Origin of the sequence: Pollutimonas thiosulfatoxidans (assembly GCF_004022565.1) — a bacterium.
GTDB classification, from domain to species: domain Bacteria; phylum Pseudomonadota; class Gammaproteobacteria; order Burkholderiales; family Burkholderiaceae_B; genus Pusillimonas_D; species Pusillimonas_D thiosulfatoxidans.
On record NZ_CP022987.1, the window covers coordinates 3,508,424 to 3,525,385 of the forward strand.

The 16,962-nt window shown below is 57.9% G+C and carries 21 protein-coding genes; 11 read left to right on the plus strand and 10 right to left on the minus strand.

What is annotated here, in order from left to right; translation table 11 throughout:
• Positions 1–36 precede the first annotated feature (36 nt).
• Positions 37–957, plus strand: a complete 921-nt coding sequence (locus CKA81_RS16800; protein ID WP_228255753.1) for an SPFH domain-containing protein — start codon at positions 37–39, stop codon at positions 955–957.
• Between the two features lie 4 nt (positions 958–961).
• On the opposite strand, the gene CKA81_RS16805 is transcribed toward CKA81_RS16800, so the two are convergent.
• Positions 962–2,236 carry an SGNH/GDSL hydrolase family protein gene (locus CKA81_RS16805; RefSeq protein WP_128356333.1) on the minus strand — a complete coding sequence of 425 codons (1,275 nt, stop codon included), beginning with the start codon at positions 2,234–2,236 and terminating at the stop codon, positions 962–964.
• Between the two features lie 18 nt (positions 2,237–2,254).
• Complete coding sequence (locus tag CKA81_RS16810) at positions 2,255–3,439, minus strand: MFS transporter (protein WP_128356334.1); 1,185 nt, start codon at positions 3,437–3,439, stop codon at positions 2,255–2,257.
• A gap of 103 nt (positions 3,440–3,542) precedes the next feature.
• Between CKA81_RS16810 and CKA81_RS16815 the strand changes: the two genes are divergently transcribed.
• Complete coding sequence (locus CKA81_RS16815; RefSeq protein WP_128356335.1) at positions 3,543–4,448, plus strand: LysR family transcriptional regulator; 906 nt, start codon at positions 3,543–3,545, stop codon at positions 4,446–4,448.
• A gap of 20 nt (positions 4,449–4,468) precedes the next feature.
• On the opposite strand, the gene CKA81_RS16820 is transcribed toward CKA81_RS16815, so the two are convergent.
• Entirely contained in the window at positions 4,469–5,413 is a 945-nt protein-coding gene (locus CKA81_RS16820) for a 2-hydroxyacid dehydrogenase (RefSeq protein ID WP_128356336.1), read from the minus strand.
• Between the two features lie 82 nt (positions 5,414–5,495).
• Positions 5,496–5,954, minus strand: a complete 459-nt coding sequence (locus CKA81_RS16825) for a MarR family winged helix-turn-helix transcriptional regulator (protein ID WP_128356337.1) — start codon at positions 5,952–5,954, stop codon at positions 5,496–5,498.
• Positions 5,955–6,055: 101 nt separating this feature from the next.
• Between CKA81_RS16825 and CKA81_RS16830 the strand changes: the two genes are divergently transcribed.
• The 5 genes from CKA81_RS16830 to CKA81_RS16850 all read left to right on the plus strand — a co-directional run bounded on the left by CKA81_RS16830 (position 6,056) and on the right by CKA81_RS16850 (position 9,979).
• Positions 6,056–6,706 (plus strand): FMN-dependent NADH-azoreductase, encoded by a 651-nt coding sequence (locus CKA81_RS16830; protein ID WP_164878436.1) that lies wholly within the window; start codon positions 6,056–6,058, stop codon positions 6,704–6,706.
• 9 nt (positions 6,707–6,715) lie between these two features.
• Positions 6,716–7,042 carry a DMT family transporter gene (locus CKA81_RS16835; RefSeq protein ID WP_128356339.1) on the plus strand — a complete coding sequence of 109 codons (327 nt, stop codon included), beginning with the start codon at positions 6,716–6,718 and terminating at the stop codon, positions 7,040–7,042.
• Positions 7,043–7,143: 101 nt separating this feature from the next.
• Positions 7,144–7,365 carry a heavy-metal-associated domain-containing protein gene (locus CKA81_RS16840; RefSeq protein WP_128356340.1) on the plus strand — a complete coding sequence of 74 codons (222 nt, stop codon included), beginning with the start codon at positions 7,144–7,146 and terminating at the stop codon, positions 7,363–7,365.
• A 26-nt stretch (positions 7,366–7,391) separates the two neighbouring features.
• Entirely contained in the window at positions 7,392–9,275 is a 1,884-nt protein-coding gene (locus CKA81_RS16845; RefSeq protein WP_128356341.1) for a heavy metal translocating P-type ATPase, read from the plus strand.
• Positions 9,272–9,979 (plus strand): Crp/Fnr family transcriptional regulator, encoded by a 708-nt coding sequence (locus CKA81_RS16850; protein ID WP_128356342.1) that lies wholly within the window; start codon positions 9,272–9,274, stop codon positions 9,977–9,979. Before CKA81_RS16845 ends, CKA81_RS16850 begins: the two co-directional genes overlap by 4 nt.
• Positions 9,980–9,989: 10 nt before the next feature.
• Here CKA81_RS16850 and CKA81_RS16855 read toward each other — a convergent pair whose 3' ends face one another.
• The gene (locus tag CKA81_RS16855) at positions 9,990–10,331 is read right to left on the minus strand and encodes a terminase (protein WP_128356343.1); all 342 of its coding nucleotides are present in this window, start codon (positions 10,329–10,331) and stop codon (positions 9,990–9,992) included.
• 115 nt (positions 10,332–10,446) lie between these two features.
• Between CKA81_RS16855 and CKA81_RS16860 the strand changes: the two genes are divergently transcribed.
• The gene (locus CKA81_RS16860) at positions 10,447–11,001 is read left to right on the plus strand and encodes a TetR/AcrR family transcriptional regulator (protein WP_164878437.1); all 555 of its coding nucleotides are present in this window, start codon (positions 10,447–10,449) and stop codon (positions 10,999–11,001) included.
• Positions 10,989–11,780 (plus strand): aspartate dehydrogenase, encoded by a 792-nt coding sequence (locus CKA81_RS16865; protein WP_128356345.1) that lies wholly within the window; start codon positions 10,989–10,991, stop codon positions 11,778–11,780. The genes CKA81_RS16860 and CKA81_RS16865 overlap by 13 nt, the downstream gene beginning before the upstream one ends.
• A gap of 2 nt (positions 11,781–11,782) precedes the next feature.
• Here the strand turns inward: CKA81_RS16865 and CKA81_RS16870 are convergent, their stop codons facing one another.
• From CKA81_RS16870 to sdhC, 5 genes are read right to left on the minus strand one after another with little or no spacing between them, the layout of a single operon-like run.
• Positions 11,783–13,198, minus strand: a complete 1,416-nt coding sequence (locus tag CKA81_RS16870) for a 3-deoxy-D-arabino-heptulosonate 7-phosphate synthase (protein ID WP_128356346.1) — start codon at positions 13,196–13,198, stop codon at positions 11,783–11,785.
• Positions 13,173–13,619, minus strand: a complete 447-nt coding sequence (locus CKA81_RS16875) for a CBS domain-containing protein (protein ID WP_128356347.1) — start codon at positions 13,617–13,619, stop codon at positions 13,173–13,175. The genes CKA81_RS16870 and CKA81_RS16875 overlap by 26 nt, the downstream gene beginning before the upstream one ends.
• Before the next feature lie 21 nt (positions 13,620–13,640).
• Positions 13,641–14,339 carry a succinate dehydrogenase iron-sulfur subunit gene (locus CKA81_RS16880; protein WP_128356348.1) on the minus strand — a complete coding sequence of 233 codons (699 nt, stop codon included), beginning with the start codon at positions 14,337–14,339 and terminating at the stop codon, positions 13,641–13,643.
• Positions 14,340–14,375: 36 nt separating this feature from the next.
• Positions 14,376–14,717, minus strand: coding sequence for a succinate dehydrogenase, hydrophobic membrane anchor protein (gene sdhD / locus CKA81_RS16885; protein WP_128356349.1), 342 nt, complete (start codon positions 14,715–14,717; stop codon positions 14,376–14,378).
• Positions 14,714–15,082 carry a succinate dehydrogenase, cytochrome b556 subunit gene (sdhC, locus tag CKA81_RS16890; protein ID WP_164878438.1) on the minus strand — a complete coding sequence of 123 codons (369 nt, stop codon included), beginning with the start codon at positions 15,080–15,082 and terminating at the stop codon, positions 14,714–14,716. Before sdhC ends, sdhD begins: the two co-directional genes overlap by 4 nt.
• A gap of 220 nt (positions 15,083–15,302) precedes the next feature.
• Between sdhC and CKA81_RS16895 the strand changes: the two genes are divergently transcribed.
• Together CKA81_RS16895 and CKA81_RS16900 are read left to right on the plus strand one after the other, a co-directional pair.
• A complete protein-coding gene (locus CKA81_RS16895) occupies positions 15,303–15,605 on the plus strand; it encodes a DUF1428 domain-containing protein (RefSeq protein ID WP_128356352.1) in 303 nt (100 codons plus the stop codon).
• A gap of 81 nt (positions 15,606–15,686) precedes the next feature.
• Positions 15,687–16,838: a cytochrome P450 gene (locus tag CKA81_RS16900; protein WP_128356354.1), complete on the plus strand. Its 1,152-nt coding sequence runs from the start codon at positions 15,687–15,689 to the stop codon at positions 16,836–16,838.
• Positions 16,839–16,962 lie beyond the last annotated feature (124 nt).

The window sequence follows — 16,962 nt, forward strand, 5'->3', positions numbered from 1 at the left end:
CTTTTTCTTATTGGATCCCCTATGGATGCTTATGTCATGACGCTGTCTTTTTGGATAATTGCGGCGATCGTCGTGCTTGTCGTTATCAAATCCACCATCCAGATCGTGCCGCAGCAGCATGCCGCCGTGGTAGAACGCCTGGGCAAGTTCGATCGCACGTTGTCGCCTGGGCTGGGCTTTACCGTTCCTTTCCTCGAAAAAGTGGCTTACCGACATTCGCTGAAAGAAATGGTACTGGATGTAGCCAGCCAGGTGTGCATCACCAAAGACAATACCCAATTGCGGGTAGACGGGGTGCTTTACTACCAGGTCACTGACCCACGCCAGGCTTCCTATGGTTCGACCAACTTTGTGCTGGCGATCAGCAATCTGGCCCAGACATCACTGCGCTCGGTAATCGGCAAGCTTGAAATGGACGAAACCTTCGAAAAGCGCGACCTGATCAATATGGCCGTCGTGCAGGCGCTGGACGAAGCCGCCACCAACTGGGGCGTCAAAGTGCTGCGTTACGAAATCAGTGACTTGACGCCACCCGACGAGATCCTGCGTGCCATGCAGTTGCAGATCACTGCCGAACGCACCAAGCGGGCGCTGGTAACCGAGTCCGAAGGCAAGAAGCAGGAAGACATCAATATTGCCCAGGGCAACCGGCAAGCTGCCATCCTCAAGTCCGAAGGCGAGCAGCAATCCATGATCAACTACGCGCAGGGCGAAGCCCAGGCGCTGTTGACGATTGCTCAAGCGACAGCCGAGTCGCTGGAGCGCGTCGCCCAAGCCACTCAGGCACCGGGCGGCATGGACGCCGTCAACCTTAGCGTGGCAGAGCGCTATGTGGACGCCTTCAAGGAGGTCGCCCAGAAGAACAACACCTTGATACTGCCTGCCAACATGGGCGACATGGGCAGCATGATTGCCGCCGCCATGACCATGGTGAAGGCAACCAAGCCCGCCGCTTAAGGTTTTACAAGAGCAGGTCCAGGTCTATGGCTTCGGCCATGGCCTGGTTGCCGCGATCTCCCGGATGCAGATGATCGCCCGAATCGAACTCCTGCTTCAGGCGTTTTGGATGCAAGGGATCAGCAAGCAAGCTATCGAAGTCCAGCACGGCGTCGAATGCACCGCTGCTGCGTATCCATGCATTGATGTGTTGACGCAAGGCTTCCTTCTCAGGCTGATAATAATTGCTCAGCGGCGTCCCCGATAGCGCTCCTTCGAATGGCGTAAGGGTTGCGCCGACCACGCGGATGCCCTTGGCATGAGCCCGCATAATCAACTGGCCATAGGCAGCAATCAGCGCATCAGCGGAAGGTATGACGCCTTGAGGATCAAATGCGGTTCCAGGCCAACTGATGTCGTTGATGCCCAGCAGCACGATCATCGTTTCTGCCTGCGGTTGACTCAATACATCGCGGTCAAGGCGTGCCAGAGCGTTGACACCCATGCGATCGCCCAGCAGCCGTGCGCCAGAAATCCCGGCATTAAGTACGGCCACGTTTCTTGGCGCCAGGCGCTTGGCCAGAAAGTCCGGCCAGCGCGTATTGGCGTCGACGGTGGCTCCGTTGCCGTCAGTGATCGAATCGCCGATTACGACGATAGCTTTCGCCCCGCTGTGGGCTTGCACTTGAATACTGCTAAGGAAAATGCGGGCGTCCGTGGTAGTGCCGCCCTGGAGGCGCGGGGCCGCAATCTGGTCGCCCGGAACCAGATAGGCCGTTTGCCGACCATCCCAATGAAACGTGTTGGCTGGCGTTTCGTCCGGCAGAAACACGCTGACCGCCACGCTGGACAGCGAATCGACCGGTAGATCGATGGGGTCGCTGATCAATGGCGCACCGGGCGGGATAAGGGCAGAGTCTTTGCCGTTGAAGGTCACCGTGCGGCCCGTGCCCCCCACAATGGCGGATTGGCCGGCAGATAGCGCGATATGTGCGCCACCAATACGCACAGGCTTGTTGCCGTACTCGTTCGAAAGCACGATGCGGATGCGTGCGCCGCCCAGGCTCAGTTGGACCACCTGTCGAATGGTTTGCTCATGCAGCACGGCCGGAATCTTGGTGGGAAACGCGAAATCTTCCTGCCAGACGGGCTGTGGGCTCGCCATCCAACTGCTTATCCAGACGGAAGACGGGGCCGCGCTTACAGCCGCTGTCAGTGTCATGAGCAGGGCCAATGTGAGTCTGCGAGCCCATGCGCGGCAAGGTCGCGCATGGTGGCGGGTTACGTGATGCAAGATCATGATCGCTCCTGGGCCGTCTTATTGAGTGGCGGAAAGACTGATGGATGGCATGCCATTGCTTCGTTCCAGCCGGATGGCCGCCATGGCGACGCACACCGCCACGAGAGGCATCAACGCCGCCACCCATGTAATGGCAGCCAAGCCGGGCCCTTGCGCAATAGCGACGCCGCCCAACCATGCACCGAGCGCATTGCCCAGGTTGAAGGCTGCGATATTGAAGCTCGACGCCAGGCTTTGCCCCGCGCCCTGCGCCTTGTTCAGCACCCACATCTGCAACGGCGACACCGTGGCGAACGCCGACGCGCCCAGCAGGCCGACAAAGACCACGGCCCACACCCGGCTATGCAGCGCAAACGTCATCAACCCTAGAACGACGGCCAGCATCGTCAGGCTACCCAGCACGGTGGCCACCAGATAGCGGTCTGCCAAACGGCCGCCCAGCAAGTTGCCGGCGACCAGCCCCAGGCCGAAGATCAGCAATATCGGTGACACCGCGGTGTCTTTAAAGCCCACGACTTGCGTCAACAGCGGGGCGATGTAGGTAAAGACCATGAACACGCCGGCATAGCCCAGCACGGTCGTCAGCAAGCCTAGCAGAACTGGCCGGCGCGCCATCGCACGCATGTCGGCACGCCAGTCGCCAGCGTCCGGGCGCCCCTTGTCCTGCGGCACGAAGCGCGCAATCACCACCAAGGCAAGCAGACCGACGCCGGTAACCGCCCAGAATGTGGCGCGCCAGCCGAAAGCCATACCCAGCCAGGTACCAAATGGCACACCGAGGATGTTGGCCACCGTCAAGCCGGTAAACATGAAAGCGATCGCTGAAGCGCGCTTGTCTGGCGCCACCAGACCGGTGGCGACCACGGCGCCCACGCCGAAGAAGCTGCCGTGGGCGAAGGCAGTAAGCACTCTTGCTGCCATCAAGAGTCCGTAAGTGGGTGCAAATGCACAGGCAAGGTTGCCAACCGTGAAAATGATCATCAGGCCGAGCAGCACTTTCTTCCGTGGCCATGGGGCGGTGATGGCCGTCAGCAATGGGGCACCGATAACGACACCCAAGGCATAACCGGAAATCAGCCAGCCTGCCGTCGGAATGGAAACACCGAACTCTGCGCCTACTTCCAGCAGCAGGCCCATGATGACAAATTCGGTGACGCCGATACCGAAGGCACCAGCAGTCAGGGCATATAAGGCAATAGGCATGGAGAACCTGTGAATATCTTGATGATTGGAGGAGCAATTGTGAATTCAAAGCTCAGTGTGCGATAGACTGTGTACCGGCAAAACACTTGTGAACTGGATTCAAATGACTCGTCTGGACGTCAATAGAGCGGCAGAGATGGAGGTGTTTGTGCGGGTGGTGGAATTGGGCGGATTCTCTGCTGCTGCGCGGTCGTTCCGCATGACGCCATCGGCCGTCAGCAAGCTGGTCACCAGGCTGGAAAGCCGGCTGGGCGCGCGCTTGCTCAATCGCTCCACACGGCAGGTTCAGCTCACTCCAGAAGGCTGTGTGTTCTACGAGCGCAGCATGCGGGTGTTGGCCGACATGGACCAGGCCGAGCGCGGGGTGTCCACCAGTCAGGTGCCACGCGGCCGGCTATGCATCAATGCCAACGTTCCGTTCGGCGAACATTTGCTGCTGCCACTGGTGCCCGAGTTTTTGGCGCGATATCCGGACATCACTCTGGACATTGTTCTGACGGATGAAGTCATCGACATCCTGGAACAACGCGCCGACGTCGCAGTGCGAGCCGGCCCGCTGAAAAGCTCCAATTTGCTTGCAAGGAAGCTCGGCCAAACTCGCAAACTTATCGTCGCTGCGCCAAGGTACCTGGAACGCCACGGCATCCCAACCAAGCCGGCCGACCTGGAGGAGCACAACCGCTTGGGTTTCAATTACGCAAGAGCGCTGGAGGGGTGGCCGTTATTGGATGGAGGCAAAGTAGTCAACGTTGCCATAGCGGGCAACGCGCAGGTCAGCAACGGCGAGGCCTTGCGACGGCTGGCCGTGGCCGGGTTGGGGCTGGCCCGGCTTGCTGCATTCCAGGTCAAGGAGGATATCGACGCCGGGCGTCTATTGCCGGTTCTGGAGGATCGCAACCCCGGCGATACAGAAGAAGTCCATGCAGTATTTTTGGGACAGGGCGGCTACCTGCCGCTGCGCGTTCGCGCGCTACTGGACTTTCTTGTGGAGAAGGTGCAGCTGGATTGACGGTAAGTCGCCGAATGAGGCTAGCTACCCGAGAAATACGAGTCCAGGCCCGAGCACAGCAGTTCGCCCATCGCCAGGCGTGTCCGCATGGTGCTGCTGCCAATATGCGGTAAGCCGAACACGTTGGGCAACTGGCGGTACTCCGGGTGGATGTCGGGCTCGCCTGCAAACACGTCCAATCCCGCTGCTGCGACGGTGCCCGTCTTCAGCGCCAGTATCAGATCTTCATCACGAACGATGTCGCCACGCGAAATATTACACACCACGGCGTCAGCAGGCAGGCATTCCAGAATCTCCTTGTTGACCAGGCCGCGCGTAGAGGGGCTGGCAGGGCAGGCTATGCACAGGAAGTCGCTGTGTTCTGCCAGGCTTTTCAAGCTGGAATGATATTGCGCACCGGCCTCTAGCTCGGGGCCCAGGCGGTTGCGATTATGGTAATGAACCGCCATGTCGAAGCCGCGCGCCCGTTTCGCGATGGCGCGTCCTATGCGGCCCATTCCCAGGATGCCCAGCCGGCTGCCCCATACTTCGCGCCCGATCAATTGGCGGGGGCTCCAGCCCTGCCATGTGCCATTGCGTACAAGATCGATGCCTTCGATAACTCGTCTGGCTGCGCCCAGCATAAGCAGCCAGGCAGCATCGGCGCAAGACTCGTCCAGGACGTCAGGCGTGCTGAACACCGTAATGCCGCGTGCTTGCAGCGCATCCAGATCGATATGGTCGGTGCCGACGGAATACGTGCACACCACTTTCACCGACGCAGGTAGACGCTGGACAGCAGCTGCGTCCAGGCGGTCTGGTGCCGTCAGCACGATGGCGTCCATGCCTAGTGCATGCGCTATCAGCTCGTCGGTGGTTAGCACCCGACCGGTGTCGTTGTAGCTCGCATTGAAGCGGTTGATGAATAAGTCCAGGACCTCTTGCGGAAAATTGCAGGCGACATAGACGCGCGGCTTAGTGGTCATGCTGTGTGCTCAAGATCGGAAATTGGAGATGGTAGCTTATGCAAGACTCTCACTGTGGGAGCATCCAATTTACGTTTGTTCCTCAATGACCGCCGTCCATATAGGAGTCTCGGGCGGCCTGGATTACTTTGTCCAACGAGTCAGCGACGGTAGACCGCTGGTCCTGCTCAAACTGAGACAGGAAGAGATCAGCGACAGCGCCCTGGTATACCTTCCACATTTTTCTACGCAAGGATTGGCCCTCCCGGGTAATGGACACATAGGTCGCCCTGCCATCCTCCTCCGATCGTGAGCGGCTGACCAGGCCCTCCGCTTCCAGGCGCGCCACTACCCGCGTCAGGTTATAGCGCTCGATCGCCAGGGTGTCTGCCAGCTCGTGCATGCGGCGTCTATGGTCCGTGCCGCTTTCCAGACCCCATAGCACGTCGTACCACGCATAGTTCGGAAGATTCTCGGCATGTAGTCGCCGGTCGATCTCCCTAATCATCCATCGATGCGACTGGATAAATTTGAACCAAACGTCCGGCGCGTTTTTTGACATTTGCGATAGCTCCCTAGTGATTGTTCGCGCTTGCAATTTAACCGCGGATTAATATAATTGCAAACGCAATCATTGCAATTGCAATTAAATGGGAGATGTTGATGAGTGCCTCTTTGAAAGACAAATCCGTGGTTCTACATATTGATGCGTCCCCTCGTGGCGGGGAGTCCTTTTCACGCCGGGCAGCCGACGTGTTCTTACGAGATCTTCAACACCGCCAACCCGACTTGGTGGTCGATAGGCTGTCGCTGTGGAATGAAACTTTGCCCGACTTTTCTGCAGACGCCTTGGCTGCCAAGTACGCCGTACTTGGCAAGCGCGAGCATCGATCCAATGAGGCACGGGCGTGGAACTGCATCCGACGGCTAATAATGCGCCTGGATGACAGCGCGAAAATCGTGCTCTCTACACCGATGTGGAATCTTTCCGTGCCGTATCCGCTGAAGCACTACATTGACCTAATCACACAGCCGGGCTTGAGTTTCCGATTTGAGCCGGGTCTAGGCTATACGCCCTTGCTTCGGGATCGGCCCGTGATGGTAATTGTGGCAAGCGCAGGTGACTTTTCATTGGGCACAGATTGGGGGCGCCCAGACCTGGCGAGCACCTACTTAAAACAGGCGTTGCGGTTTATAGGCCTTGCCAGCAGTCAATGCGTCGCTGTTGGGCCGACGGCCGGGGAGCCTGCGCTAATTGAGGCAGCTGAGCAGCGCGCGCATGCAAAGCTACGTGCCGCCGCTGGCACATTCTAGGAAGAAGTCATGTCCACAGTATCGTTGGCTTGGCTTTACTTGATTGTGTCCGGGCTCCTGGACGTGGCCTGGGCGTACTCCATCAAGAAAACGATTGGCTTTCAGCATTTGGGTTGGAATTTGATTTCACTTCTTTTGCTGGCTGCCTTTGTCTACTTGCTGAGCAAGGCACTGACCCTGCTGCCCCTAAGCGCGGCCTATGCCGTCTGGACCGCTATCGGGATTATCGGCTCGGTTCTGGTCGGTGTCGTGTTGTTCCACGAGCATTTGAGCATCGCGCGCTTGGTATTTCTTGCGCTTGTGCTGATAGGAATCATAGGTATTCGGCTTACTTGATGGTTCTACAAAGTCCCGCCCAAACTTGTTGGCGGTCAAGGCCTGTACCAGCTGTATCTCCTACCATGAAATCGTCATCTAACCTTTACAGGAGTACAGAAATGAACAAGGCCGTTTTCAACATGGAGCCCTTCACCTGTCCATCTTGCATCAAGAAAATCGAGAGCACCTTGGAAAAAATGGATGGTGTGAACGACGCCAAAGTATTGTTCAACTCCGGACGGGTTCGGGTGGACTTTGATGGGAGCAAAACCAGCGCCGACGCTCTCGAAGACACCATTGCCCGCTTGGGCTATCCGGTACTTTCAAAGAAAGTTTCTTAAGCTCTAAGCGCACTTAGGAGTCGGACATGAATCAAATCAAAAATGCTTACATCGCCGGCGTGACAGGGCTGATGTTGCTCACCGCACTGATACTGCATGCGGTTGACCTGAGCACAGCTAAGGACTACGTATTGATCGCGTCCACGGTCGTGGCCGGCTACTTCATTGCCATCAAGGCCTTCAAGGCCCTGCGCATGAAAGCCTTCAGTATCGAGCTGCTCGTAACGATAGCCGTCATAGGCGCCCTGATCATCGGCGAGTATGTTGAATCGGCGGTCGTCACCTTTCTCTTCATATTCGGCGCCTATCTTGAGACACGGACGCTGGAGAAGACACGATCGTCTTTGCGCGAACTGATCGACATGACGCCCACCGAAGCCACCGTTATTCGGCCGGAAGGCCATATCAAAGTTCCGGTTGATGATCTGCAGAAAAATGATCGGATTCTTGTTCGTGCCGGAGAGAAGATTGCCGTGGACGGCCCTATCGTTTCAGGCCAGGCGCTTATCGTAGAGGCTGCGATTACCGGAGAATCAGTGCCGGCAAGCAAGTCGGTCGGCGACCGCGTGTTCAGCGGCACCATACTGGATAACGGCCACATCGAGATCCTGGCCGAAAGGGTGGGCGACGACACGACCTTCTCGCAAATTATCGAAATGGTGGAAGAAGCGCAGGAATCAAAAACCACGACACAGAAATTTCTGGATCGGTTCGCCAACATCTACACGCCCACCATCGTGATTCTTGCGATCCTGGTCTACGTCTTCTCCAGCAATGTCGAACTGGCTTTGACTTTTCTTGTCATTGCTTGCCCCGGTGCGCTGGTTATTTCGGCGCCGGTATCCATGGTGGCCGGTATTGGTAACGGCGCGCGTAACGGCGTCCTGGTCAAGGGAGGCGAGATCATGGAGAAGTTATCCAAGATCAACTTGGTGATCTTCGACAAGACCGGCACCTTAACCAAGGGCAAACCCGAGGTCACCGAAGTGAAGGCCTGGGGGCTTGCCGAGAACGAACTCTTGCGTTTAGTGGCTGAGGCCGAAACGGTGTCGGAACACCACCTGGGGCAAACCATTGTTGCAGCGGCAAAGAAGCGCGCGCTTCCCTTGAGTCATCAGCCGCAAGATGCCCGTATCGTCAAGGGGGGTGGCATGGTGGCCACCGTGGAAGGCCACAAGCTGCTTATTGGCACTCGCAAACTGATGGCCGACCATGGGGTGGCAATCGACGAGGCATCCGAGTCGTATGCAACTGGGCGAGAGAAGGCCGGCAACACCGCCATCCTGGTCGCTGTCGACATGCGCCTGGCTGGCGTGATCTCCGTAGCTGACCAAATCAAGCCGGAAGCCAAGGACGCAATCAGACAGCTTCGCGATCATGGAATCGAAAGGATGTTGATGCTAACTGGGGATAACCGCCATACCGCTCAGTTGGTGGGCGACGAGTTAGGCCTGGATGCTGTCCATGCCGAGCTTCTGCCTGAAGACAAGGTGCGCTGGGTAAATGAATTGAAGCAGCAAGGCTATCGTGTGGCCATGGTGGGCGATGGCATCAACGACGCGCCGGCGCTGGCCTCGGCCGACGTGGGTCTGGCCATGGGCGTGGGCGGGGCGGACATCTCGATGGAGGCCGCCGATATCGTGCTGATGTCGGACAGGCTGGACCAATTTGCGCATGCCTACGACCTTGCCAAGGCCACCGTTCGCAACATGAAGCAGAACACCACTTTGGCCGTTGGAACCGTGGTCGTGCTGTTGGCGGGGGTGCTGCTGGGCAAGGTGTTCCTGGCTTCAGGCATGCTAGTCCACGAGCTGAGCGTGCTGATCGTGACGCTGAATGCGGTTAGACTGATACGCTATCGCGCCCGGTCAAGGAAGCCCTTGCCAGTTCTTAAGGAGCAAGCCGCATGATCTGCACTCCAGGCCCCAACAACGCCGCGACGCACGACGAGCGCACACATGCGCTATGTGTATCGCGCGTACCTATCTTCAACCATCTGCCTCACGAAGCGCTTGCTGTCATAGCCGGCAAAGCAACCATGCGCAGCTACGGCAGTGGTGAAGTCATTCATCGCAGCGGGGATCCTTCCGAGCAGCTGTTCATCGTCCATCAAGGAAAGGTGAAGGTGTATCGGCTGTCGGAAGGCGGGAAAGAACAGCTTGTCCGCATCTTGCTACCCGGCAATTTCATTGGCGAACTGGCGCTGTTCTCGGCCACCGATCACGACTCCTATGCCGAAACCATGCAGCCTTCAATGATCTGCACCATACAGCGGGCCGATATCCGTGATCTCTTGCTTAGCTACCCCGACATCAGTCTGCATGTGCTGGCAGAGTTATCCAGGCGCCTGGGCGTCAGCGAGAAGCAAACAGCGGTCATCGCTACCGAGCCTGTCACGACCCGTATCGCCCTGTACCTGGCAGACCTCGCAGACCAAGGGGATACCTGTACGTTCAGCCTGCCCATGGCACGCAAGGACCTGGCGTCGTTTCTAGGAACGACGCCAGAAACCATCAGCCGCAAGTTCGGCGACTTTGAGCAGGCTGGCATCATCCGGCAGATGGGGCCCCGCAAGATCGCCATTCTGGATCTGGACGCGCTGCTGCTCGTCTAGGCTCTGGCGATTAGGTGCGCCGGCCCCACCAGGCCCGATACGCCACATACCGCGGAAACGTCACCCATTGTTCGAAAAAAATTCGCGCCAATGCGTTCGACCGGCTGGTGAAGGGCGCAGGCGGGTTGGTTTCCTTCTTGTGGCCCCAGCCCTGTGCGGCGACGGCTGCCATCATGGCCGCGATGCCCGCCAGCGACAACGTGGCCGAAAGCGCACAAAAGCCCCAGAAGAACGCTACCGTACCTGCCATGAAAACCGGCGCGGTCAGCAGGTGCACCACGAAATTTGCGCCACTGGCATGTACGCGAGGATAGTCAGCCCATTGGGTGCGCAGAAGCTGTTGGATAGGCATGGTCTGTCTCCTTCGAAACATTTACAATGTAAACATGAGGCTCAAATTCTAAAGGTCGGTGTTTACAGTGTCAACATTATCGTCAAAATATCATCATGGAGACTTACGGGTCGCATTGCTGAAAGAGGGAATTGCCCTCATCCAGGACAGCGGCCCCGAAGGTCTTACGCTGCGCAAGCTCGCGGAGCGCCTCGGCGTGTCCGCCATGGCACCGTATCGCCATTATCCAAACAAGGAGTCGCTTCTTGCAGCGATTGCGGCTGACGGTTTCCAGCAGCTAAAGACACGGCTAGAAGCTGCGGAACAGTCATCGTCAACAGCAAGCTCCCCCCTACTGGCTGAAGGCATCGCCTATGTGCAGTTCGCGTTGGACTGCCCGGCGATCTTTCGGCTGATGTTTGGCGCCACGCGGCCCCAGGGCCAGTATGCGGAGTTGGACGCCGCCCGGACTGGCGCTTTCGACGTTTTACTGCGCCAGATTCCTGGCACTGCTACGTCGAACGAGCGCGCTGCGAAGGCGCGCGGGTGCTGGGCGCTGGTGCATGGTCTGGCCTTGTTGTTGTTGGACGGTTTGTTGCAGGTGCCAGAAGGTGTGGCGCCCGCGGCCTGGCTTACGGAAGTTATAGGCAGTACCGTTACCAAGAAAGGAGGAACAACTTGCGCAAACTAGCCATCATCGGCGTCGGCAACATCTGCCGGCAAATGGTCGAGGTCATTGCACAGGGCGATCAGTTTTCGATTGCCGTACTAAAAAGGCCAAGCGCTGCATTTACTGCCGGCCCCGGCATCGGAACCGTGTTCGCCGACATTGACGACTTGCTGGCGTGGAAGCCGGACCTGATTGCGGAAGCGGCCGGACAAGCTGCAGTAAGCCAATATGCCGCCACTTGTCTCCGGCAAGGTATTCCATTTTTAGTCTCGTCGGTGGGCGCTTTGGCGGATGAAAACTTGTACAAGGCCTTGTGTCAGGCAGCGCAAGACGGCAACACGCGGCTATTGATACCGTCAGGAGCCATAGGCGGACTGGACTATGTACGCAGCGCCGCCATGTTCGATGGCGCCCAGGTTACCTACGAATCGCGCAAACCGCCGTCCGCTTGGGTACCGGAACTTGCCGCCCTGGGCATAGAGCCTACCCATGTGACAGAGCCGCTGGAGCTTTTTGCCGGCATGGCAGACGAAGCCGCCACACGCTATCCCAAGAACTTGAATGTTGCGGCCACATTGGCGCTTGCTGGCGTAGGCATGCGCAACACGAAAGTGCGCGTTATCGTCGACCCCAATGCGCCTGGCAACCTGCACACCATCAAGGTGGATGGTCCGGCGGGCAGCTTTGAACTGACCATTGCAAATAAGCCTTCGCCTGACAATCCAAAAACATCATGGATCGTCTCCCGCAGTCTCGTCGTCTCGATACGGCGTTATTTCGAGCCGTGCTGGGTAGGTTGATTTTAGGCGTCGGTTGGATCGAAGCTGCGCTCGATGGTGGCCAACAGGTCGGCGGGATTCACCATCAGTTCTCTGGCCTGGCGCAGCATCGGGTACTGGTTAAGCACAGGGCGCCATTGGGGCGATTCCAGTAACTCATCCCAAACAGTCGCCAAGCCTGCTGCATTTGCCGCGCGTCCAGACTTCAAGGCGCTCGCGTAATCCAGGCTAGCCGCGGCCGACAGAAGCTGCATCCGGCTGGCAGCGCCCAGCAGCCGGGTACTGGCCTCGGCATCGGCAGCACAACAATACAGAACTGTTCTCGCCAGCTCCGCCTCGTCCGTGCTTAGTATCTTTAACGCGCCACCGCACAGATGTACGGTTCCTTGCCGTGACTCGAACGCGTACGATTCATCTTGCTGTGCATGTGCCAGCAGGCGCACACCGCGCAGCAGCCGTGGAAGATCGGTGCTTGCAGCATCCACCGATGCCTTGGCTTCCACAAGCAGGCAAGCATCCCAGCCATCCTGTGCATCAGCGGCCGCTGGCTGTCTAAGCAGAACAACATCCCACTCACTCTTGGCCCGCTCGGCGCTCGCAGGTATGGATGGCGGCACAAGCAGCGAAGTTACGACGCGGTACGACGCATGATCACTCTCGGCCTCGTTAAGCCGCCGGGCCAGTGCTTCAATCGCCTGTGTCGCCAGCGCTTCGCCGGTAGCGCCGCGTTTTTGCGAAGCGGAACCCTGAGCGGCTGCGGCGGCGCTTCCGGGGCGGGGGCCATTGCTGTCCCAGAGCGATTGGTACTGAAGCACGAGCTGGTCGCAGGACAGAGCTTGCAGGCGCTGCAAGCGTTCCAGTGCAGGACTGCCCAGCAGTCGTTGCAAGCCTTGCTGGAGTTGCGAATCGTGCTCCGTTTCTGGCATAAGGGCATGGCCTTGTACGGCTTCTGACAGCGCTGACCAGGCTGCGGTGGTAGCAAGATTGTGCACTTGAGCCAGAGCGTCGCGTTGTGGCCCAGGCGCGAGCTGTTGTAGCTTGGCCGGATGCGCGATGGCGTTAACAGCAGCATGGAGCTGACGGCGATCGCTATCGGCGTGGGCGGACAGTGACGCATACTCGCGCACCGTTGCCGCCTGGTGCCGGAGCACCATGGCCTGGAAGGCAGGGTCTCCTGAATCGGTGCGCATCGCTGCATCGATCAACCGTGCCAGGGCATCGACAAAATGGCGCTTGACTAGTGGATCGGGCTTCTTGCCGCCCGCGAGTGCGATACGGGCTTGTTCAATGGCAATTGCCAGCGCTGTCGCAGTATTTGCGATGGACTCTGGGGATGCCGCATCGGGTAGTGGCGGCAAGCGATAACGGCGCGGGACGCTGCGCAGTATGTGATCCAGCAAAGAGGGGCGCCCGTTAGCGGTAACCAATGCCCATGACATAGTCGCGCAGCAGCAGTTCCTGGTACTCGGCCTCTTTCATCAGCACCTCCAACGCTTCGCTGGCATATAGCAGCCCCAGGGGCTCGGAGGCATGGTTGGCAACGGGTATCTGCTTCAGGCCTTTGTCCTTCATTACCAGCCACACGTCATACAGGCTTTGCTCCGGCTGGCAGGCAATGACGTCTTTGGTCATGACGTCGGAAACCATCGTGGTGCAGCTACATCCTTGGCAATGGCTGATCTGCTTTACGACATCGCTTTTCGTCACGACACCAAACATGCGGCCCTCTGGGTTGCACACGACGACCAGATTGGTGTTCATCTCGCTTAACAGCCGGGCCGCTTCCACCAAGGGTGACGCATGTTGCATCGTAACCAGGCGTTTACCGGCAGCGGGTAGTATTGATTGAATCAGTGTCATGGCTCTTCCTTCTGCATGCCGTTATAGCGATTGATGCACCATAGCAAGGCGTATTTTCTCGATAGCGCGGGACGGTTCAAGGCCTTTGGGGCACACCTCGGTGCAATTCATAATGGTACGGCATCGAAACAAGCGATACACGTCGTTCAAATCATCAAGGCGCTCTTGCGTGGCGTCATCGCGGCTATCAACAATGAAACGATAGGCGTTCAGCAGGCCGGCTGGCCCCACGAATTTATCCGGGTTCCACCAAAATGATGGGCATTGGCTGGAGCAGCACGCACACAAGATGCATTCGTAAAGTCCATTAAGCGACTCCCGGCTTTCGGGCGACTGCAAGCGTTCCTTCTCGGGCGGAGGATTGTGATTGATCAGGTAGGGTTTGATGGACCAGTATTGCTTATAGAACTGCGTCATGTCGACTACCAGGTCGCGGATGACGGGGAAAGTGGGCAGGGGGCGCAAAACGACTTTCTCTTTCAGGGTCTTGATCGGGGTCAGGCAGGCCAGTCCGTTACGCCCATCAATATTTATTGCGTCCGAGCCGCAGATTCCTTCACGGCAAGACTTGCGTAGGGTCAGCGTATCGTCCTGCTCGGCCTTGATGCGCAAAATGACATCGAGCAGCATATGATCATTAGGGCCAATTGCGACGTCGTAGTCTTGCATCCTGGGTTTTTCATTGGCATCCGGATCGAACCTGTATATGGAAAATCGCATAAGTATTCCCTGTAAAGTGCCGCCGCCCCATAGTGTTCATGCTGCTGCGGTGAGCAGCACCTTGATGGCCCATACCGCCAAACCAATCAGGCCAAACGCAAGCACTGCAAGTACGCCAAGCCGAAGCGGCAGCGGCTTGACGTAATCGAGGACAACATCGCGCAGCCCCACCCAGGCATGAACCAGCAAGGCAATAAAGAACAGGCTGGTGGCGATGACAAGCGGGGTACTGGAAATCCAGTCGCGCCAGATCTCATACGATCCGGGCGGCCAAAACACGAAATAGCCGAGCAGAAAAAGAAAGAAGATCAGCAGATAGACGGCGGTGAGTCGCTGAATCGTCCAGGCTCCCAGGCCGCTAAGAGGCGTCTTTCTCATAGGAATGCGACGGCAGCGAGCACCGCAAACAGAGGGCTGAGGCAATTTACTGTCCAGGCACTGCGACGAGCATGGGGCAAGCCCGAACCGATATCGATGTCGCTAAGCAAGTGACGTATACCGGCCAATAAATGATGAGCCAAGGCCCACGCAAACAGCACGGCCACGAGCCGGAATGGCAAGCTGGCCAGTATGGCGTTGGCCTGTTCGTATCCATCAGGCCCGTCCAGCGAGACATAAAGCAAGTAGATACTGAAGGGGATGCCGACCGCCAGCAGTATTCCGCTAATTCGGTGAGCAATGGAGGTGATGGCACCCACCGGCATCTGGATCTGGAAGATATTGAAGAACACTGGCTTTTGCATGTTGCTCCCGTATGACCATGCCGTGGCGTTGAATAACATGTTACGCCTTGTGTCCTGGAGCGCAAGTTTGCTTGAAACAAGTGGAAAGAATGCATGCGGAGTTTCGGCTTTATATTTCCTGTTTCGACGATATCGTTGAGCGCCGGAGCTGGCTATCGCCACCCTGGAAGAGGCAGCAAAAGTGCCTTAGATGTGTAGCTCCCAATCAAGGAGAACAGAGATGAACTACGTGGAAGGATTTGTGGTGGCTGTGCCGGCTGCCAACAAGGAAACCTACAGACAGCAGGCCCAAGAGGCATCTGAGTTGTTCAAGGAGTTCGGTGCCACCCGCTTTGTTGAATGCTGGGGCGATGATGTGCCCGACGGCAAGGTTACGGATTTTCGCGGAGCGGTAAAGGCCAAAGATGATGAAGTCGTCGTCTTTAGCTGGTTGGAGTACCCCTCCAAGGAAGTGCGCGACTCGGCGAACGAGAAAATGAGGTCCGATCCACGCATGAAAGCCATGGCATCGATGGCAGCATAGGTAATGCCCCGACATGCCGCGTCGGGGTAGGTGTTGGCGCGAGACTTACTCAAGATGCACAAGATGCGTTAGAGTCGAACAATGACCGATCACATGCCTGACGACCTGTCTGCCATCGACAGAGACCTACGAGCCTATACCGACGAGCTGCGCCCACGGCACGGCGTGGTGCGCAACATCCAGGGCGAGTGGGTGCTGTTGCGACATGATCTCGTGGTGCAGGCCGCGCAAGACCATGATCGATTTTCCAACGCGGTCTCCAGCCACCTCCAGGTTCCCAACGGGATCGACGCGGCCGAGCACACGGCATACCGGGAGGCCCTGGATGATTTTCTAAGCCCGGCGGCGTTGGCACCCTTTGTGAAGGCATTCCGACAGGTGGCGTCCGACTTGGTTGCGTCCTTGCCCAGAAATGTGCCGGTCGATGCGGTGTCCGAGTTTGGCGTTCGCTTTGCGGTCCGGGCGCAAAGCGCGTGGCTCAGTTGGCCGACTGAGCTCGAAGATCGTCTTGTGGATTGGGTTGCTCAGAACCATGCTGCGACCCGCTCTGGCGACAGGTCCAGGATGCGGCAGGTGGCGCAGGCGTTTGATGACCTGGTCCGGTCCGTCATGCTGCCGCGCCGTGGCGTTGAAAGTAAACATGACCTTAACGACGTTACCGCGCGATTAATGCGAACTGAAGTGAATGGCCGTCCGTTGTCGGACGCGGAAATCGTGTCGATTCTCCGAAACTGGACAGGCGGGGACCTGGGTTCCATCGCACAATGTATTGGCGTGCTGCTTCATTGCCTGGCAACCCGGCCATTCCTGCAGGATCATCTCCGCAACGGGGTTCCTGCCGCTGAATTCGATGCCATCATTGATGAGATCCTTAGAGTCGACGACCCCTTCATTTCCAATCGGCGTGTGACGACCTGCCCTGTGACGATCGGCGGCGTGGACTTGCCGCAAGGCGCGCGCGTCAAGCTGAACTGGACATCCGCGAATCGGGATGAAGCCGTCTTCGGTGACCCCGACGCTATGGAGCCAGATCGCAACGCCGAGCACAACTTGGTCTACGGCATCGGCAAGCATGTGTGCCCGGGGCGCCACCTGGCAACACTGGAAATGCGCATCGCTCTGCAGGAGCTTCTTGCGGCAACCTTGTCCGTAGCGCTCGGTCCACAGCATTTGGCCCAGCGTGCGGTGTCTCCGGTAGGCGGTTGGGCCAAGCTGGCAATCGTGCTGACGTAGCCTGAAGGGAGACGACCCCTGCGGCCGTAAGCCTTGTCATGTGAGCACAAGCCCTGATGGCAGAAATTGGGCCTTTTTTGTCATTGTCGTCAGCAAGTACCATTGGCAAATTTCTCCGAAACGA